The sequence below is a fragment of the Clostridium sp. CM74B_53 genome (genome assembly GCF_036318045.1).
Classification (GTDB): Bacteria; Bacillota; Clostridia; order Lachnospirales; family Lachnospiraceae; genus Pilosibacter.
Window position 1 is genome coordinate 53,213 of sequence record NZ_JAWQDE010000006.1, and the last position, 17,827, is coordinate 71,039.

At 50.1% G+C, this 17,827-nt stretch carries 16 protein-coding genes; 7 read left to right on the forward strand and 9 right to left on the reverse strand.

Annotated elements, in window-relative coordinates:
• Positions 1–40 precede the first annotated feature (40 nt).
• The 4 genes from V2546_RS06850 (at position 41) to V2546_RS06865 (ending at position 4,749) form a co-directional block, all read left to right on the forward strand.
• Complete coding sequence (locus tag V2546_RS06850) at positions 41–1,153, forward strand: ABC transporter substrate-binding protein (RefSeq protein WP_329751914.1); 1,113 nt, start codon at positions 41–43, stop codon at positions 1,151–1,153.
• A gap of 16 nt (positions 1,154–1,169) precedes the next feature.
• Positions 1,170–2,888, forward strand: a complete 1,719-nt coding sequence (locus tag V2546_RS06855) for an adenine deaminase C-terminal domain-containing protein (protein WP_329751915.1) — start codon at positions 1,170–1,172, stop codon at positions 2,886–2,888.
• Between the two features lie 82 nt (positions 2,889–2,970).
• Complete coding sequence (locus V2546_RS06860; protein ID WP_329751916.1) at positions 2,971–4,326, forward strand: amidohydrolase; 1,356 nt, start codon at positions 2,971–2,973, stop codon at positions 4,324–4,326.
• A 183-nt stretch (positions 4,327–4,509) separates the two neighbouring features.
• A complete protein-coding gene (locus V2546_RS06865; protein ID WP_252197316.1) occupies positions 4,510–4,749 on the forward strand; it encodes a hypothetical protein in 240 nt (79 codons plus the stop codon).
• A 258-nt stretch (positions 4,750–5,007) separates the two neighbouring features.
• On the opposite strand, the gene V2546_RS06870 is transcribed toward V2546_RS06865, so the two are convergent.
• The 5 genes from V2546_RS06870 to V2546_RS06890 all read right to left on the reverse strand — a co-directional run bounded on the left by V2546_RS06870 (position 5,008) and on the right by V2546_RS06890 (position 9,378).
• A complete protein-coding gene (locus V2546_RS06870; protein ID WP_329751917.1) occupies positions 5,008–6,339 on the reverse strand; it encodes an MATE family efflux transporter in 1,332 nt (443 codons plus the stop codon).
• Positions 6,340–6,344: 5 nt separating this feature from the next.
• Positions 6,345–6,776, reverse strand: coding sequence for a MarR family winged helix-turn-helix transcriptional regulator (locus V2546_RS06875; RefSeq protein WP_118531216.1), 432 nt, complete (start codon positions 6,774–6,776; stop codon positions 6,345–6,347).
• Between the two features lie 227 nt (positions 6,777–7,003).
• A complete protein-coding gene (locus tag V2546_RS06880) occupies positions 7,004–7,663 on the reverse strand; it encodes a helix-turn-helix domain-containing protein (protein ID WP_118531220.1) in 660 nt (219 codons plus the stop codon).
• Positions 7,644–8,321, reverse strand: a complete 678-nt coding sequence (locus V2546_RS06885) for a DUF3990 domain-containing protein (RefSeq protein WP_252197315.1) — start codon at positions 8,319–8,321, stop codon at positions 7,644–7,646. The genes V2546_RS06880 and V2546_RS06885 overlap by 20 nt, the downstream gene beginning before the upstream one ends.
• Before the next feature lie 67 nt (positions 8,322–8,388).
• Positions 8,389–9,378 (reverse strand): guanosine polyphosphate pyrophosphohydrolase, encoded by a 990-nt coding sequence (locus V2546_RS06890; RefSeq protein ID WP_329751918.1) that lies wholly within the window; start codon positions 9,376–9,378, stop codon positions 8,389–8,391.
• Between the two features lie 243 nt (positions 9,379–9,621).
• Between V2546_RS06890 and V2546_RS06895 the strand changes: the two genes are divergently transcribed.
• Positions 9,622–10,143, forward strand: a complete 522-nt coding sequence (locus tag V2546_RS06895) for a hypothetical protein (RefSeq protein ID WP_329751919.1) — start codon at positions 9,622–9,624, stop codon at positions 10,141–10,143.
• Between the two features lie 157 nt (positions 10,144–10,300).
• Here the strand turns inward: V2546_RS06895 and V2546_RS06900 are convergent, their stop codons facing one another.
• A complete protein-coding gene (locus V2546_RS06900) occupies positions 10,301–10,948 on the reverse strand; it encodes a potassium channel family protein (RefSeq protein WP_021904010.1) in 648 nt (215 codons plus the stop codon).
• Positions 10,949–10,967: 19 nt separating this feature from the next.
• Entirely contained in the window at positions 10,968–12,305 is a 1,338-nt protein-coding gene (locus V2546_RS06905) for a TrkH family potassium uptake protein (RefSeq protein ID WP_118531224.1), read from the reverse strand.
• Positions 12,306–12,732: 427 nt separating this feature from the next.
• On the opposite strand from V2546_RS06905, the gene hcp reads away from it, so the two are divergent.
• On the forward strand, positions 12,733–14,370 hold the full coding sequence (hcp, locus tag V2546_RS06910) for a hydroxylamine reductase (RefSeq protein ID WP_021904012.1): 1,638 nt from the start codon (positions 12,733–12,735) through the stop codon (positions 14,368–14,370).
• A 126-nt stretch (positions 14,371–14,496) separates the two neighbouring features.
• On the opposite strand, the gene V2546_RS06915 is transcribed toward hcp, so the two are convergent.
• Positions 14,497–14,901 (reverse strand): VOC family protein, encoded by a 405-nt coding sequence (locus V2546_RS06915; protein ID WP_147326965.1) that lies wholly within the window; start codon positions 14,899–14,901, stop codon positions 14,497–14,499.
• Between the two features lie 253 nt (positions 14,902–15,154).
• Between V2546_RS06915 and V2546_RS06920 the strand changes: the two genes are divergently transcribed.
• Positions 15,155–16,129 carry a 3'-5' exonuclease gene (locus V2546_RS06920; RefSeq protein WP_329751920.1) on the forward strand — a complete coding sequence of 325 codons (975 nt, stop codon included), beginning with the start codon at positions 15,155–15,157 and terminating at the stop codon, positions 16,127–16,129.
• A 135-nt stretch (positions 16,130–16,264) separates the two neighbouring features.
• On the opposite strand, the gene V2546_RS06925 is transcribed toward V2546_RS06920, so the two are convergent.
• Complete coding sequence (locus tag V2546_RS06925) at positions 16,265–17,809, reverse strand: D-alanyl-D-alanine carboxypeptidase family protein (RefSeq protein ID WP_329751921.1); 1,545 nt, start codon at positions 17,807–17,809, stop codon at positions 16,265–16,267.
• Between the last annotated feature and the right edge of the window lie 18 nt (positions 17,810–17,827).

Below are 17,827 nucleotides of genomic sequence, written 5' to 3' on the forward strand. Positions count from 1 at the left end.
AAGAAATATTATCTCAAAAGAGAGAAAGAGGAGAAAAACCATGAAAAAAACAGCAGCAGTTGTACTTTGCGCAGCAATGATGCTTACCGCCTGCGGCGGCGCATCCACAACAGAGACCACAGCAACAGGAAGCCAGGCAGCAGGCTCTGAGGCAGCTTCTTCCGCAGAAGAGACAAAGGCAGCTTCCGGAGACGCACAGAAACTCGTATTATCCACATACGGCCTCAGCGAAGATATCTCCGAAGAAGAGGTTTACACACCGTTTGAGAACGAGTTCAGCTGTGAGATCGTTACTGAGACAGGCGGCACAAACGACCGTTATACAAAGTTAGCAGCAGACCCGAACTCCACCATCGATGTGATTGAGCTCTCCCAGGCTATGACAGCGAAGGGCACTGACGAGGGACTTTTCGATACGATCGACTTAAGCAAGATCCCGAATGCTGAGAAGCTGATCCCGGCTGCAAAGGAGATTGCAGAGGCAGGACAGGGTGTTCCGTACACCATCAACAGCATCGGCATTATCTACAACCCGGAGCTTACAGGATTTGAGATCACAAGCTTTGATGACCTTTGGGACGAGCGCCTTGCAGGCATGGTTTCCATCCCGGAGATCACAACAACATTCGGACCGGCTATGGTTTACGTTGCAAGCGACCACGCAGGCGTTGACGTAACAACAGACAACGGCGAGGCTGCTTTCAAGGCACTTGCTGACTTAAAGCCGAACCTTGTTAAGACTTATACAAAGTCTTCCGACCTGATCAACATGTTCACATCCGGTGAGGTTGCAGCAGCAGTTGTCGGTGACTTCGGCGTTCCGACGATCGTAGCCGCTAACCCGACACTTGTTTACGTTACACCGGACGGAGCTTACGCTAACTTCAACACCATCAACGTAACAAAGAACTGTGCGAACAAGGAGCTTGCTTACGAGTACATCAACTACCGTATCAGCGAGGAGCTTCAGACAAAGACTGGTAAGGCATTAAACGAGGCACCGACAAACAAGGACGTTACATTCACTGAGGAAGAGTCCAAGGATATGACCTACGGCGACAAGGCTGCAAAAGTTAAGGTTGTTGACTATGCTTTTGTAAACCCGATCTTAAATAACTGGATCGACCAGTGGAACAGAACGATCAACAACTAATAACGAGGAATTTTATATGAGACCCGATTTCATTCTGAAAAATGTCATGGTCTATCAGACCTTCAGACAGTGTTTTGAAAAGCGGGATGTGGCAGTTGCAGGGGAAAAGTTTTATTGCGTTTCCCCTGCAATTTCATATCCGGGAGTGCGGGAGATCGACGGAAAAGGCAGATACATGCTGCCTGGTCTCGTGGATATCCATATGCACATCGAGAGCTCGATGACATATCCGGGCGAGTTTTCAAGGATCACGCTTCCATATGGAGTGACAACGGTGGTTGCCGATGCCCACGAGATGGCGAACGTGTTCGGTATGGACGGCATCCGGGCTTTTATGGCACAGAAGACGAAGCAGGACATTTTCTGGGCGATTCCGTCCAGTGTACCGGCGACAAATGAGAAGTTAGAGACAGCCGGGGCGTCACTTGGTGTAAAGGAAATTTCTGAGATGGCATCCTTAGATGGAGTTCTCTGCCTTGGAGAGATCATGAACTATAAGGATCTCTCAGCAGAAGGCGAGAGCCGGACGAGGGATCTCATCAATGTGTGCCGGAACGCGGGAAAGAATCTTAGGATCGAGGGGCACTGCCCGGGACTTACGGGGGCGGATCTTAACCGCTTTATCTATGAAGGTGTTGATGCGGACCACACCCAGCAGACTCCACAGTCAGTGATGGAGAAGACGGAGCTTGGGATGTTTCTGGAGCTGCAGTTCAAATCCCTGACGCCGGAGGTCGTGAAGACTGTCTGCGACAATGAACTCTATGAGAATGTGGCGCTGGTGACGGATGACACGATGGCAGATAAGCTTCTGACCGGACATCTCAATAAGATTATCGAGACGGCTGTGAGGGTGGGGATGCCGATGGAGAAGGCGATCTACTGCGCGACCTGGACACCGTCGCGGCGGATGCATCTGGATGACAGAGGGATGATCGCGCCGGGGAAGATCGCAGACTTTATGCTGTTGGACAGTCTGGATGGGATCGATCCGGTTGTGGTTTATAAGAAGGGCGAGTGTGTGTACTGCAAGGACGAGGAGGCTTACGGTGCGGCAGAAGCTGCGGCGTGCAGTTTCCCGGCTTCTTTCTACCACACGATCAACTGCCGTCCGGCGGAGATCTCCGACTTTGTGTTAAAGGCGGAAGATCCGGACGCGAAATGGGCGGAAGTCAATGTCATGAAGATCGGTACCTTCGGAACGGCGACCACGCCGGTGAAGCGCAGAGTCGAGGTGAAGGACGGTGTGCTTGACTGGAAGTCGGCGGGACTTTCCCTTGCAGTCGTTTTCGAGCGGTACGGAAAGAATGGAAATGTCGGATATGGATTTGTGGAGGGCGCGCTGACGAAACCGGGCGCTGTGGCCACTACGTGGTCCCACGACAGCCATAACCTGTTTGTCTTGGGAACAGATGAGAACGATATGAAACTGGCCCAGAGACGCGTCCTGGAGCTCCAGGGGGCATATGTGGTGTTCTCAGAAGGAAGATCCCTGGCGGAGGCGAGACTTACAATCGGCGGCATCGTTTCGGATCAGCCGATCGAGGTCCTCGGACAGGAACTGAAAGAAGTCCGGGCGGCGATGGAAGGTCTCGGATATGTGAACAACAACGTGATCATGTCCATGTCCACGCTTTGTCTGCCGGTTTCACCGAAGTTAAAGCTCACGGATCACGGGCTTTTGACGGTGCCGGGGCAGGAACATGTGCCGTTGGTTGAGAAGTACGGGAAGTAGTTTTACGGCCCGCCGCCGGTTTTCTCCCCGGATAGTGGAAGAGCCGGATCAGATCGAAATTATGAAGGATGAAATTAGAACGATGAAGAAGATTATCAAAAACGGCATTGTTGTGACGATGAATGCGGCAGGTGATGTCTGGGATCATGGTTATGTGATGCTTGAAGATACAAAGATTCTGGCAGCAGGTCCGGAAGATGAGCTTGAGAAAACGCTTCAGGAGCTTACTGCGCAGGGGATCTTAAAAGCTGGCGAGACATTCGAAGAGATCGATGCGAAGCGCGCCATCGTGATTCCGGGTCTTGTGAACACCCACTGCCACCTCGGAATGATCCCGTTCCGCGGTCTCGGGGACGACTGCAAGGACCGCCTGCGGGTGTTCCTGCTTCCGATGGAGAATCAGGCCATGGACGCGGAGATGGCAAAGCTTTCCACGAGATACGCCATCGGCGAGCTGCTGCTTTCCGGCGTGACGACAGTGCTTGATATGTACTATTTCGAGGAAACTGTGGCGAAGGTCATGGACGAGATGGGGATCCGCGGAATCGCCGGTGAGACGGTGATGGAAAAGGATTCCTGCGACAGTAAGAACGCGGATGAGGCCATCAGGCGGGGAATCGCCCTGATCGAAGCATACAAAGATCACCCGCGTGTTTCCGGAGCGATCACGCCCCACGGAACGACGACCTGCAGCCCGGAGACTTTAAAGCGGGCATATGAGGAGGATGTAAAGGCGGGAACCGTATTTACGCTCCATGTGGCGGAGATGGACTACGAGATGACCCAGTTAAGGGAACAGTATAACATGACGCCCATCGAGTTTATGGAGCATATCGGAGTCCTCGGACCGAATACGCTGGCGGCCCACAGCATCCGCACAACGGAACATGATGTGGAGATCCTCGCGAAGCATGGCGCGTCCGTGGCCCACTGCATCGCCTCCAACACGAAGGCCGCAAAGGGCGTAGCCCCGGTGTCACTGATGCATAAGCACGGCATGTCCGTCGGCTTCGGTACCGACGGTCCGGCGAGCGGAAATACGTTAGACCTGTTCATCCAGATGCGGATGTGTGAGAACTTCCACAAAAATGAGCTCCATGACCGCAGCGCGTTCCCGGCAAAAGAGGTCGTTTCCATGGCAACGATCGAGGGAGCAAGAGCGTTAGGACTCGGTGATATCACCGGTTCCATCGAGCCTGGAAAACAGGCGGATCTCGTCCTCGTAGAGACCGACTCCCTGAATATGTTCCCGGTATACGATCCGTATTCGGCGCTTGTGTACAGCGCGATTGCATCGAATGTGAGAGATGTTTACGTTGCGGGTGAGTGCCTCGTAAAGGAAAAGAAGCTTGTCCGTGAGGACTTCGCGAAGATCAGGAATGACCTTCGGGAGAAGATGGAGCAGACAGCGTTTAAGGATATGAAGAATCTGGTGTAAAATATAGAAAAACGGCTGATTTTATGGTGAATGTAAAAGCAGTCGTTTTTTTATTACAATGAAAAGTCTGTTCCGGGTATTTTAAGAACAAACTTATTTAAGTAATATGTTATAAGCAAGAAAGCAATATAGGGGAAAAGGCAGATATATTGATGAGATTTTGGTGTAAAGAGGCGAGTGACAGTGAAAAAGATAGATAAAGATGGCTTACTTCTATGTGAACTTCAGGCAGCAGCATTTGAAAATTCAATCGATAAAATGGATTCAAGTTCAGAGATCTTTAGCAGGCGGTTTATGAGAAGTAAGATTGCAAAAAGTCTGGATAATGAATCGGTTCTTGAAAGAAATATTCAGGCAAGTGATATTTTGCAGTTGGTGGATGAAGAGTACGGAGCTACAGATTATGGGTCTATAAAATTGTAAAACCGAAAGAATTAAGAGGATTGTTTTTGCCGTATCATACGATGGATCCTGCCCAGGCGGTTGAGAGAATATTGGAAGCAAAGGGAATGATATTGGATGAGAATAGGGAATTAGAACGGCAATATGCAATATTTAAAAAGGTAAGGAGACAGACTACAAAAAGAGGGAGAGCACACTAACTGATATGTTAATGTGTCTCTTCCATATCACGCTTGTTTCGAACGGACTTTTTACTGTGACTGCATGGCTGGCATGAAATTACGCGTACAGATTATGCGACAGTTTTCTCCAGAAAACGATAGATAAAAGCACCGTAATGCAGTCAGTCAGGGCCTGACCGTAGATAACGCCGTTTAACCCGAGGAGGCCGTTTAAAAGGTACAGCACCGGGATCAGGAGAACACCCTGACGGAGGACGGAAAGGATCGTTGCCGGGAGCGCTTTTCCGGCGGACTGCATGCAGTTCATGTTCGTGAAGAGGATACCGATGAACGGGCCGGAGATCATGTAGGCGATGAGCATTTTTATACCGTACCGGATGACTTCCTCATCGTTAATGAACATCTGGAGGATCGGGCGGCGGAAGATGAAGAACAGGGCGGTTGCCAGAACGCCGACGATCAGGCAGCATTTCTTTGTGTAGGATTCGACACCATGGAAGCGTTTTGTGTCACCGGAACCGAAATTGTAGCCTAAGAGGGGCTGTACGCCGTTTGCGAGGCCCATCTGCAGGAAGGTGATAAACATGTTGGCTTTAAATACGATGCCGATAGCGGCCACAGGGGCGTTCCCGTAGGTCACCAGGATCTGGTTTAAGATGATCGTGGACAGGCTCATCAGCACCGAGAAGATCGCTGTCGGGAATCCGCAGGAGCAGATCATGGAAGCGAGGCGGTTTTCAAGGCTGAAATATTTCGGCAGGATCGAAAAGTTCGGGCTCTTTTTCATGAAGTACCAGAGGTAGTAGGCGCTTGCCAGGATGTTTCCGATCGTTGTCGCGATGGCGGCACCGGCGGCGCCCATATGGAGAATGCTGATCATGAACGGATCCAGAACGATATTCGCGACAGTTCCGATCATGCTGCCGATCATGGCCTCACGGCTGGAGCCTTCGGAGCGGACAACAAAGCTCGCGGCAGCGGACCAGATGATGAACGGGGCGCCGTAGGAGATATGGAAAACATATCCTTTCGCAAGATCATGAGTCTCCGTGTTTGCGCCGAAGATGTTGAGGATCGGCTGCATGAAGAGGACTAACAGGGCGGCGAAGAGGATGCCGACACCGAGGGATGCGTAGGTGATAAAGGAGGAGACCTGCTTCATGCGCGTTTTGTTGTTCTCGCCCATGGCGATGGACGCCGCGGCGCTTCCGCCCATGCCAAACATGTTGGCAAAGGCCATAAATAAGATAAAGATCGGGTTTGTCAGGCTGACTGCCGCAACCTGTAAGGGATCGCCGGTCTGCCCGACGAAGAACGTGTCCGCCATGTTGTAGACGACGGTGACCAGGCTGCTGATGATGCTGGGAATCGCCATTTTGGCGACGGACTGGGGGATGGGTATGGATTTCATTAATTCGTTGTCGTTCATGATGTTTAACCTCGTTCGCTGCATTCCAGGTTCTGCAGCATTTTTTCTGTTATTCGTATAAATTCCTTCAATTCTTCTTCTGAGATTCCACGCAGAAGCAGTTCTTCCGTCTCGTGGATCTCTTTGTTCAGCGCGTCCTTCACGGCAGCAGCTTTCTCGGTAAAAACGATCCGCTTAAAGCGTCCGTCCTGCTCATCCGGGATCCGGAGGATGAGTTCTCTGGCTTCCAGGGACTTTAACATCTCCGTCACGGTCGGCGGACGGAGAGAAAATTCTTTTTCAATATCTTTCTGATAGACCGGATGAAGCGCCGATTCCACCAGAATAAAGTTTAAGATCTTTCCCTGTGCGTTTCCGATTCCGAGCTTTGTATGTACTTCCTGTGATCGGGAACGGAGACGGCTGGAGAGATGGTTGATGATTTTTCCGATGTCCATGTAAGAAATCCTTTCCTATAATGGGATTTTAGCTTTAAGATCCCCTGGATCATGTAGCATAAGCAGTTCCTCTACGAGAAAAAGCAAATGTAAATATTACTTCGGAACCTAAATATATGGCAGAACCAGAGGAATGTCAAGGATAGTTCAGAAAGTGAAATACCGGATATAGAAATAAAAAACCTGTCCGAAAAGGGCAGGTTTAGAAAATGCATAAATTTAAGATGTTAAATAGGATCTGAGACAGGAACTTTTTCCATCAAATCTTCCACACTGCAGTTTAATACCCGAGAAAGCCGAAGAAGAGTTTCAGCCTGAGCCTTATTAATATTTTTCTGGCGCTGCTCGTATTGTTGAATCGTTCGTAATGGAATATTTGTCTGTTCGGCCAGTTCAGCCTGAGTGAATCCCGAAAGAGTACGTAATGCTTTTAAGTTCGTATCAGGGCTGGAATCATGATAAAGTTCATTCATTTTATCTACAAACTGGCGGATATCCATTTCATGATAAGGTGTATACAAGAGACGAATATCGCTGATATGAACTGCGCGTTCGATTTCATCGAAATGCAGCCCTGTGTCCCATTGATAGTAGGCGATAGCCCAGCCCGTCCAGTATTCCGGGCTACGGTCACAGGCGTAGGATGGACGAATATCAGGAATAGACTGACCTGATTCCTGCAAAACCATGCGTGCAAGTTCCACGCCGGACATTCCGGACAGAACAGAGCAGTCGCCCCGTTCAAAGCGATGAGAGGTCTTGCTCATTAAAAACCACTGCCATACAGTTTCCAGAGAGTGTTTAAGATCGTTGACCATATAATCCAACATTCGGGCAAGATTTTTTTGTGCGGAAGAGAGATAACTTTTATCGTAAGCGTGGATCATCAGGTTTCATCTCCTCATCCAAAATAGTGGTGATATATAAATCCCCCCGTTGTCGGTGGTTTCGTTCGGTATCAAAATATTGACGGCGTGCAGATTGATCACGAAACGCTTTTTTCTTGTACCATTCTTTTGCGTCTGCAATTTCATAGCCAATAAATTCAAGACGATTAAAAGCTGCCTCGCTTTTGAGTACAAACTGTTGTCCAAGTTTTCCTAAACGCATAGCGTTACAAAGCTGGCGGTAGGAGATTGCGCCATTAATAAAGTCAGATGCAAAAGAGAAGTAACTGTCATCAGCCCGGTAACCGACAATGATATCTGCAGCTTTATAATCTGTATGAAAGGTGGTAAGCAAATATTCTTTTGATTCAGCAGCAAGTGGTGTGGAAGTATCAAATTCCCGGTTTTCCAGCAGAATCGTAAGCCAGTGCAGCATGGTGTATTTAGATGCGTTTAAATCAAAAATTGAAAGACCATCACATGTAATTTTATATTGGTTGGCATAACCGTTGTGATCAATGCCAACACCCCATTCTTTTGCCATATTTGGATTTTCAGTGCAGTAGAATCCTGTTCCATAATCATTGTATGTTTTGCCATATCCGAATTCAGGGTGTTCGATAATATGATCAGAACCATGATAGATCATTTTTTCCATGAGATCCACCTCCTGATTTGATTATACTCCCACAGGAGTATAAAAAGCAACTTAAATTGCGGCAACTCTAATCCACCAGTTCATTCTGATGTCTCGACAAATGCTCATAGGGCAGGATCAGGCGTCCGCGGTAGAGGCCGCAGCCATCGTTTACGAGGTCATTATTGATGGCGGAGAACATGTTTACGTCGAGGTCGGCAAGGTTTAAGGTTACGAGGCGGTGGCAGCGCTCGTAGGCTTCGTCAAAGTAGACGCATTCGCCCACAGGGATCTCGTCGCGGCGGGCACGCTCGCCCTCCTGGCGCTTCTCGTAGCTTAAGTGGTTGGCGACATCGATCTCTGCGATGTCGTCCATGTGCTTGGTGCGGAGCTGGACTTCCATATAGCTGCGGGAGCTGTTGTCGTAGAAGGTGATGTGGAGTGACTGGTAGTCCTCAGAAGTATTTCCACAGATATAGTCGCGATAGTAAGGCTTCACATCATCGTTTAATAACGGCGAGGTGCTTTTCTTCACACCGTAGGCCGGTTCCGCGGTAAATCCCCGCTCTTCGAGAAAGCCCGGAAGTTCGTTGGCGATCTGGTAGAGGTATCGGAGGTCAGCTTCTTCCTGAGATTCATCAGGTTTCAGGTAGCATTTCGGCAGGGAAGTCACGATCCGGTATGCGATCAGGTCCCGAAAACAGCTGAGGCGCTGCTTGAGCTCGGAAATCGACGGGTAGGCCTTATTTTCCATATAGTAATCATAGATATATTCAACAATGTAGCCGTTGAACTTTGCCTCCGCGCGGATCAGGGATTTGATGCGTCCTTTGAAGTTAAAGGCCAAAAGCGGATATTCCTTCGCCATATGGATATAGAATTCCCGGATCTTCTGGGACTGGGCAGTAAGGAAATCATTGTGTTCAAGAAGCTCCCGGATCTGGAGCAGAAAGTTCGCGTGCATCAGGTCGATCTCATTGCCGGTGCATTTTGCCTCTTTCTTCAGGTCCTGGCTGTAGTTTTTTAAAATTTTGAACATGGTATCGCCGGAATAAAGATAATCATTTAATGTAACCATGGATGTCACTCCTCTGTCGTAGATAATTACATTTTACCAGAATTACCGTCATTGGCAAGAAAAATCGCTTGCCTTAAAAGTTAGCCTATGCTAACATATCACAGACAACTGTACGGCAGCGTATGTTTATGAACGGGAAGGAATTAAAAATGGAGATCAAACAGCTGGAATATTTTGCGGCGGCGGTGGAGTATGGGAGCCTGAACCGCGCGGCAGAAAATATGCTCAGGAGGTGGCAGAAATATGCTGGAGATCGGAATGATCTGTGCAGAAGCAGGAGAAAAGATCGCCAGGGTGTCTGCGAACATAGCAATGGCAGCGGATATGGAAGTGCGTGCCAGCTCCACAGCGACCACCGGCGCGTATAGCAGCGCTTGCCAAAGAGGTCTTCCTGCGATCCTCATGGAGCGCGGAGGCGGCGGAAGATTTACGGACAGCGAAGTTCAGGCATATAAGCGGGATGTGAAGAATATTATGATCCGCATGGGACTTCTTTTCGGTGAAGAGGTTCATACAGTGCAGCAGAAAAATGTGACCAGAGCGGAGTATCTGGAGGCAGAGACAGATGGATTGTGGTATCCGGTATTTTCCGCAGGAGATACGTTCGCGGGAGGTGCGGTTCTGGGAACGGTGAGAGATATCTGGGGAAACCTTTTACTGGAGTATCGGGCAGACTATCCGGGAATCATTCTGTACCAGACGGTGGGTCTTGGCGTGAAGACAGGGGATCCGCTGATCGCTTATGGGGAATATGCGGATAGATAAATGATAGATGTGAAATAAAAATGTCAATAAAAAGCCATTTTATGGGAAAGTCCTAAAATTCAGGAGATATCCATAAAATGGCTTTTTATGCTGCCATGCATACGAAAGAAGCTGCCGGCGGCAGGTTTCGCAGGCGCGCATTGGAGCAAACAGGATATTAAATCTTAAAGCATTTCTGCAGCTCTCGATACTGTCCGAGAACCAGGATCGTATTGCCGTCTTCAAAGACGGTTTCCGGCTTGACGGAGAAATCCAGAGTGCCGTTTCGCCGGACGGCAATGATGTTGATGCCGTATTTTTTCCGGATATCGATCTCACCTACGCTCATACCGACCCAGCGTTCCGGAAGATCTACCTCATAGATATCGTAGTCGCCTTCCAGATTGACAAAATCAAGAATGTGGTTGGAGCTGAAGCGGATCGCAGTCCATTTCGCAAGCTGCTGTTCCGGGTAGACGACCTGATCGGCACCGTTCCGCAGAAGAAATTTCTGGTGAACATCACTGGAAGCGCGGGAGACAACGAGCTTTGCGCCGAGTTCCTTTAAGAGTGACGTTGTTTCAAGGGAACTCTGGAAGTTATCGCCGATCGCGACGATGCAGGCATCAAAATTGCGGATTCCCAGAGAGGAAAGGAAGGACTCGTTTGTACTGTCACCGATCTGTGCTTCCGTCACATAGGGAAGGACTGCGTTGACGCGTTCCTCCGTACTGTCAACGGCCATGACCTGATGTCCGAGGTTGTGAAGATGCATGGCAACATGTTTTCCAAAACGGCCGAGGCCGATCAAAAGAATTGATTTCATAATTTTCTCCTTAAATATATTATCCGACGGAAATTTTTTCCTGCGGGAATTTTCCGCACTGAATCTTGTACCCGGACATGGTCGCGTAGATGATCGTGAGTCCGCCAACGCGTCCGATGAACATAAATGCGATCAGGATCAGCTTCGATGGAACGGAAAGTGTCGGGGTGATCCCGAAGCTCAAGCCCACCGTAGCAAGCGCAGAAATCGCCTCAAACAGACACGGTATAAGAGGCAGGCTTTCCAGAATGCTGAGCGTCATGGCACACAGGATACCGAGGCTTGTATACATGAAAAGGATCGCGATCGCTGTGGCGACAATATCGGGGATAATGCGCCGTTTAAACATTTCCGGGCTGTCCTTTCTGGCAAAGACAGCAGTCGCGCAGGAGATCAGAACGGCCAGAGTGGTCGTCTTGATTCCGCCGGCGGTGGATCCCGGACTTCCTCCGACCAGCATGAGAAGGATCATAAGGAACTGGCCGGATTCCCGCATGGAGGAAAGATCCGCTGTATTAAAACCGGCAGTTCGCGTTGTCACCGACTGGAATAAGGATACAAGGATCCGTTTTCCGGCCGGGATATCCTGAAATTCCAGAAAAAAGAAGAGGATAGCCGGGATAAAGATCAGTGCCAGCGAGTAGGAGAGGATGACCTTACTCTGCATCCGGTATCGGGAAATATGGTGCCGGTTTCTGTAAATATCATCCCAGGTCAGAAAACCGATTCCGCCGATCACGATAAGCAGGATGATCACGAGATTGATCAGCGGGTCATATGCGTAGGATGTCAGGGAGGAATATGCTCCCCGGACACCCAGCAGATCGATTCCGGCGTTGCAGAATGCGGATACAGAGTGAAATAAAGACATCCAAAGTCCCCGGAAGAGACCAAAATCGCGGCAGAATACAGGTGCCATCAGGAGAGCGCCGATCAGTTCGACACCGAGAGTGACTCTTACAATAAAACCGGTCAGGCGGACAATTCCGCTGAGCTGAGGGGCAGCGACCGATTCCGCCATGATACTCCGCTGGGAAAGACCGATCTTCTTTCCGGAGAGGATCGTAAAGGAAGCAGAGATCGTCACAACGCCGAGACCGCCGGTCTGGATCAGAAGCAGAATTACGGCATGTCCAAAGGAAGACCAGTAGGTTCCAGTGTCACAGACCACAAGACCGGTCACGCAGACGGAGGTGACGGAGGTAAACAGGGCATTTACAAATGGAGTCCAGCTTCCGTCCGCGGAGGATACCGGCAGCATCAGGATGCCGGCGCCGAGCAAGATCACGAAGGCAAAGCCTAAAACAATGATCTGAAATGAATTTAACCGCCTGAAAGCGGAAAGAATACGAAACATAATCTGAATCCTTTCACAAAGCATTTGTTCCATTATAAACGTTTATGGATGTAAAGAAAAGCGAAATTTATGGATTTTAAAGTTCTGAAAATTCCTGATTCGCACAGGAAATTATAAAGAGCGGCTGGATCCGTTCTGGTCTGCGAAAAGTGTGAGAGGTGGACGTGTGGAAATTATTTCCAGGTGGTCTGTTTAAAAATGTTGTAATTACAACATACGAAAGCTGATTTCGCGGATATAATGCGTACATGGTTCGGCGGTGCCGGACAGGGAAACATGATGACTTATCGGTTATGGCTGCCGCAGGGACGGCAGGCGTGTCAGGATAATTTGAGACCGGCAAAACTGCGAAGACAGTGTTGGCTGCTTGTATGGGCTGCCTGGAGTCACGCGGGAAGAGTCGGGGAAATATATGGAGGTATATGAAATGGATCAAAAAATGTTCTGTTATCAGTGTGAGCAGACCGCAGGCTGCGCGGGATGTACCGGGAGCACGGGTGTCTGCGGAAAGACGGCGGAGACAGCAAGGCTGCAGGACCAGCTTGTAGGTGCGATGATCGGGCTTGCGAGAGCGGCAGAAGGCGTGGAATGTCCGGGAGATCGAGTGTACCGCACGGTGATCGAGGGGCTTTTTACGACACTTACGAATGTAAGCTTTGATGATGACGCGATCCGGGCGCAGATTGAGAAGACGCACAGGGAGAAGGAGCGGCTGCTCGCAGCGCCGGTGAAGAAAAGTGCAGGACCGCGCGAAAAGGCAGCGGGAGAGTCAGGTGCGGCAGCAAGTGTGCAAGATACGGATGATTATAATCTCGGTCTGCTGTGGGACATGGACCCTGATATCCGCTCCCTGAAATCCCTGATCCTGTTCGGATTAAAGGGTATGGCGGCGTACGCGTACCATGCGCTGATGCTGGGGGCATCTGATGAGACGGTAAACCAGTTCTTCTTAACGGGACTCCGAGAGATCGCAAAAGACGGCACCGTCGAAAGCCTGCTCCCGACGGTCCTGAAGGTCGGCGAGGTGAACCTCACCTGCATGGCGATGCTGGACGCAGCAAACACGGGAACTTACGGTACTCCGATCCCGGTCAGCGTACCGCTTGTAGTAGAAAGAGGACCGTTTATCGTTGTGACGGGACATGACCTCAAGGACCTGGAGCTTCTCTTAAAGCAGACAGAGGGAAAAGGCGTTAACATCTACACCCACGGCGAGATGCTGCCGGCCCACGCTTACCCGGAGCTCAGAAAGTATCCGCAGTTAAAGGGCAATTTCGGAACTGCATGGCAGAATCAGCAGAAGGAATTTGCGGATATCCCGGCTCCGATCCTCTTTACCACAAACTGCCTGATGCCGCCGAAGAAATCCTACGCGGACCGCGTGTTCACGACGGAGGTCGTAGCATATCCGGGAATGGTTCATATCGATGATGAGAAAGACTTTACCCCGGTGATCGAGAAGGCGCTGGAACTCGGCGGATATCAGGAAGACCGCCAGTTTACGGGAATCAACGGCGGAACTCAGGTCATGACAGGATTCGGACATGGAACGATCCTTTCCATGGCTGATCAGGTCATCGACGCGGTAAAATCCGGCGCGATCAGACATTTCTTCCTCGTTGCGGGCTGCGATGGCGCGAAGCCGGGAAGAAACTACTATACGGATTTTGTAAAGCAGACTCCGGCGGACAGCATTGTCCTGACGTTAGCATGCGGAAAGTTCCGCTTTAACGATCTGGACCTTGGAAATATCGGCGGTCTCCCGCGGATCATGGACATGGGCCAGTGCAACGATGCCTACGGTGCCATCAAGGTGGCTATGGCGCTGGCGGAGGCGTTTGGGTGCGAGGTGAACGAGCTTCCGCTGTCCTTCGTGCTCTCCTGGTATGAGCAGAAGGCAGTGTGTATTCTCCTGACACTCCTGCATCTTGGGATCAGGAATATCCGCCTCGGCCCGTCCTTACCGGCGTTCCTCTCCCCGAATATCCTGAATTTCCTTGTGGAGAACTACGGAATCGGTCCAGTGACGACACCGGAGGAGGATTTGAAGGCGTTATTGGGATAAGATAAAAAGCCCCCGGATAGGGAATGTGCCATCGGTCAGTTGACCAGCTGCGGTAGTTCCTTATCCGGGGACTTTAATTATGTACTTAAATTACAGTGATCCGCATGATCTGCGGTCAACCAAATTTTACAGATGCTGTAAAAGCTCCAGCTGCTCTCCGTTCGGTCCGATAAAAAACGCGTTGCGGATGCCGCCGAAGATCGGGAGGTCAGCTGCCTTGTCGACACCGCCCCGGAAGTTTGTGATCCCGGCTGCCTTTAAGTCTGCGATGGCAGCGTCGATGTCATTGACTTCGATTGCGATGTGCGGGAAGAGACCGCCCTGGGCGGTCACATCAGTGCCGTCATGTGGCTCGATGATCTCGAGGTCAAAGCCCGGCATGCTGACGATCTTGATGTGGTTTGTTCCGAGTGGCTTCTGGACATCAGCCTGTCCGGTTACTTTTCCACCGAGACATTCGTAGAATTTTACGGATGCTTCAAGATCCTTTGTGAAAAGCGCGATATGCGCAAGTCCTGTGATGTGTTTCATGATAAGAATCCTTTCCGCGTTCCAGCGCAGCAAATCTCCAGATAAAAGCACCAGATCAGAAGCAGATGGTCTTACCTGAGTGATCCTACAGAGGCGGAAACGCTGTTGCTGTAGTTTTTCTATCTCAAACTATGCTTATTATAGGATTATTTGAAACAGAGTGCAAGAAAAAAGTAAGCGACTGATCCCTGCCCGTGTACAGCAACAATTTTCTCAGTGACGGGCAGAAAAAACTGTGCTATACTCTTGTATTATGAAAAATTTTATTGTATTTGATTTGGAATGGAACCAGAACCCGGGCGGTAAAGAAGCGTCTGTGGAGCGGCTTCCTTTTGAGATCTTTGAGATCGGAGCAGTAAAACTGAATGAAGAGCGTGAGAAGGTCGCGGAGTTTCACCGGATCATCCGTCCCTGCGTGTACCGCCAGATGCACCGGATCATCTCTGAGGTGACCCATGTTTCCATCGAAGAGTTAGAGCGGGATGGAGAGCCGTTTGCGGCGGTGATGGAGGATTTCCTTAAATGGTGCGGAGAGGACTGCATATTCTGCACCTGGGGAAGTATGGACCTTACGGAACTGCAGAGGAACATGGTCTATCATGGGATGACGATCCCGTTCCCGAAACCGTTCCTTTTTTATGATGTCCAGAAACTGTACAGCCTGTGTTATCAGGACGGAAAGGCGAGAATTTCGCTTGATGAAGCGGTGGAGTCCTTTGCACTTGATGTGGACGCGCCGTTCCACCGGGCACTGGGGGACGCGGAATATACGGGGCGGGTGCTGCAGGCGATGGATTTTGATTCCGTGAAAGATTATGTGTCCGTGGACTACTATATGCCGCCGGAGAGCGAGGATGAGGAGTTCACACTGCGGTTCCCGGAGTATACGAAATTCGTATCACAGATGTTTGAGACAAAGGAAGAGGCGATGGAGGAAAAGCGGGTGACGGATATCGTCTGTACGAAATGCCGCCGGATGCTGCGGAAGAAGATCCGCTGGTTTTCCTCAGGACAGCGCTATTATCTGTGTCTTGCAACATGTCCGGAACACGGTATGATGAAAGGAAAAATCCGGATGAAAAAGTCGGAGGACGGCAGAGTTTTTGCCGTAAAGACGGTAAAACCGGTGGATGAGGAAGGTGCAGAAGCTGTTTTCCTGAAAAAAGAGGAGGCCCGGATCCGCCGTGCGGAGAAAAGCAGGCAAAAGAAACTCCATGGAGTGGAATAGAGGCGGCAGCCCGGAAGATACGGCAGCAATTGAGCACTTTGCTCCTGAAAAAACGGATGTGAAAAGATAGAAAAAGAGCAGAGGTATTGCTTCAAAAAGCATACATCTGCTCTTTTAGTTTACATAAAATAAAACTTATCGTCTCCGAAAACGATCTCTGAGCCGCTCCCGGAATCCCGGCTGCTTAATCCCGGACTTGGATCTTAAGTGCTCTTCCATGATCATATCAAATTCTGTGGAAGAATATCCCCATTCCTTTAAGCGTTTTTCGCGCCGCTGATGACGGAGAAAACGTTCGTTCTGGGCTTTATTTTCCTGATAGATCATGATTCCGAAGACGGCGCCGCCAATGGCTCCGATGACAGCAGCAGCGATCAGGACTTTCTTAACAATGCCGAAAGCAGGAGAGGAGGTCCAGGATGTCTTATTGCTGCCCGTTTTTTTAGAGGAAGGTTCGGTTTTCTTGTCAGGTGCCTTAGAAGGAACGGTTTCAGCCACAGTCTCAGTCTCCGTGGTATCCGTGCTCTGTTTCACTGCTCCGGGCACATATCCCTGTGTCACAGTCGCCTCCAGATAAGCCTGTCCGACAAGCTTATCCCCATAGCGGTAATCGATCCGTGCGATCGCCCCATCCGGTGCATCGTCAGTCAGGTCGTAGTCCAGTGTGGAAGTCACATCGGAGAAGTTCCCATCCGCAGGTAAAGTCACTGCACTGTTTTTATTTACCGTGAGTCTTGTAGCACTCCCGGAAAAGATCCCGGAGATCGTCAGGTCATCAGCCACCTTGCTGTAAGTGCTGTCCTGATCCGCAACCGGAACGGACTTGAAATTTTTAAATCCATAGTCAAACAGTGCTTTTGTGTCGGAATAATGGGTCTGGTGACCATTGAGAACGACAGCTATGAGCTTCATTCCATCGCGCTCCGCGCATGTCACCAATGTATTTCCCGCGAGCAGGGTGTAACCGGTCTTTCCGCCGATGGCACCGTCGTAATAAAGGGAATCATTCCGCCGCAGCATTCTGTGGTGGGCATAGTAGCGCCAGCCATCCGGGTACTGCTTTAATTTCCCCGCAGGAACGTCATAGTATGTTGTGGAATCAACTTCTACAAATGTCGGATTATTAAATGCCGCCTTCGCGATCAGTGCCATATCATAAGCGGACACATAGTGATTCGGATCATTCAGACCGCTCGGGTTTGCGAAATGGGAGTCCGTACATCCAAGCTCCTCCGCCTTCTCATTCATCTTCTCCGCAAAAGCATCAATACTGCCTGCGCAGTGTTCGGCCAGAGCGTTTGCAACCTCATTCGCGGACTGTAAAAGCAGGGCATAAAGACAGTCCCGGACACTTAACGTATCTCCGGCGCGGGCCCCTAGAATGGAGGAGTTCGGCTCAAGAGAGTTCACCGCTGTGTTGGAGAACGTCACGGTCTCATCAAGCCCACAGTTTTCAATCACGATCAGTGCCGTCAGGATCTTTGTGATACTTGCCGGATAATACGGTTCATGGCTGTTCTTCTCGAATAAAACCGCTCCCGAATTGATGTCCATTAGGATCCCGCCGTCCGCCGAGATCGAGATCTCCGACGGCCACTCAGCCGCCGCATATGCCGTCTGTCCCGGACAAAAACCGAGGATCAGCGTCAGACAGAGAAAAATACTTAAAATTCGTTTCATGGAACTCCTTGAAAAAAT

Excerpts from the sequence above, each read along its gene's own strand:
- V2546_RS06885 (WP_252197315.1), bottom strand. The coding sequence starts at position 8,321 with ATGGAAAAAATGATCTATCATGGTTCTGATCATATTATCGAACACCCT.
- V2546_RS06895 (WP_329751919.1), top strand. The coding sequence starts at position 9,622 with ATGCTGGAGATCGGAATGATCTGTGCAGAAGCAGGAGAAAAGATCGCC.
- V2546_RS06920 (WP_329751920.1), top strand. The coding sequence starts at position 15,155 with ATGAAAAATTTTATTGTATTTGATTTGGAATGGAACCAGAACCCGGGC.
- V2546_RS06905 (WP_118531224.1), bottom strand. The coding sequence starts at position 12,305 with ATGTTTCGTATTCTTTCCGCTTTCAGGCGGTTAAATTCATTTCAGATC.
- V2546_RS06900 (WP_021904010.1), bottom strand. The coding sequence starts at position 10,948 with ATGAAATCAATTCTTTTGATCGGCCTCGGCCGTTTTGGAAAACATGTT.
- V2546_RS06880 (WP_118531220.1), bottom strand. The coding sequence starts at position 7,663 with ATGATCCACGCTTACGATAAAAGTTATCTCTCTTCCGCACAAAAAAAT.
- V2546_RS06875 (WP_118531216.1), bottom strand. The coding sequence starts at position 6,776 with ATGGACATCGGAAAAATCATCAACCATCTCTCCAGCCGTCTCCGTTCC.
- hcp (WP_021904012.1), top strand. The coding sequence starts at position 12,733 with ATGGATCAAAAAATGTTCTGTTATCAGTGTGAGCAGACCGCAGGCTGC.
- V2546_RS06915 (WP_147326965.1), bottom strand. The coding sequence starts at position 14,901 with ATGAAACACATCACAGGACTTGCGCATATCGCGCTTTTCACAAAGGAT.
- V2546_RS06870 (WP_329751917.1), bottom strand. The coding sequence starts at position 6,339 with ATGAACGACAACGAATTAATGAAATCCATACCCATCCCCCAGTCCGTC.
- V2546_RS06850 (WP_329751914.1), top strand. The coding sequence starts at position 41 with ATGAAAAAAACAGCAGCAGTTGTACTTTGCGCAGCAATGATGCTTACC.
- V2546_RS06925 (WP_329751921.1), bottom strand. The coding sequence starts at position 17,809 with ATGAAACGAATTTTAAGTATTTTTCTCTGTCTGACGCTGATCCTCGGT.
- V2546_RS06855 (WP_329751915.1), top strand. The coding sequence starts at position 1,170 with ATGAGACCCGATTTCATTCTGAAAAATGTCATGGTCTATCAGACCTTC.
- V2546_RS06890 (WP_329751918.1), bottom strand. The coding sequence starts at position 9,378 with ATGGTTACATTAAATGATTATCTTTATTCCGGCGATACCATGTTCAAA.
- V2546_RS06860 (WP_329751916.1), top strand. The coding sequence starts at position 2,971 with ATGAAGAAGATTATCAAAAACGGCATTGTTGTGACGATGAATGCGGCA.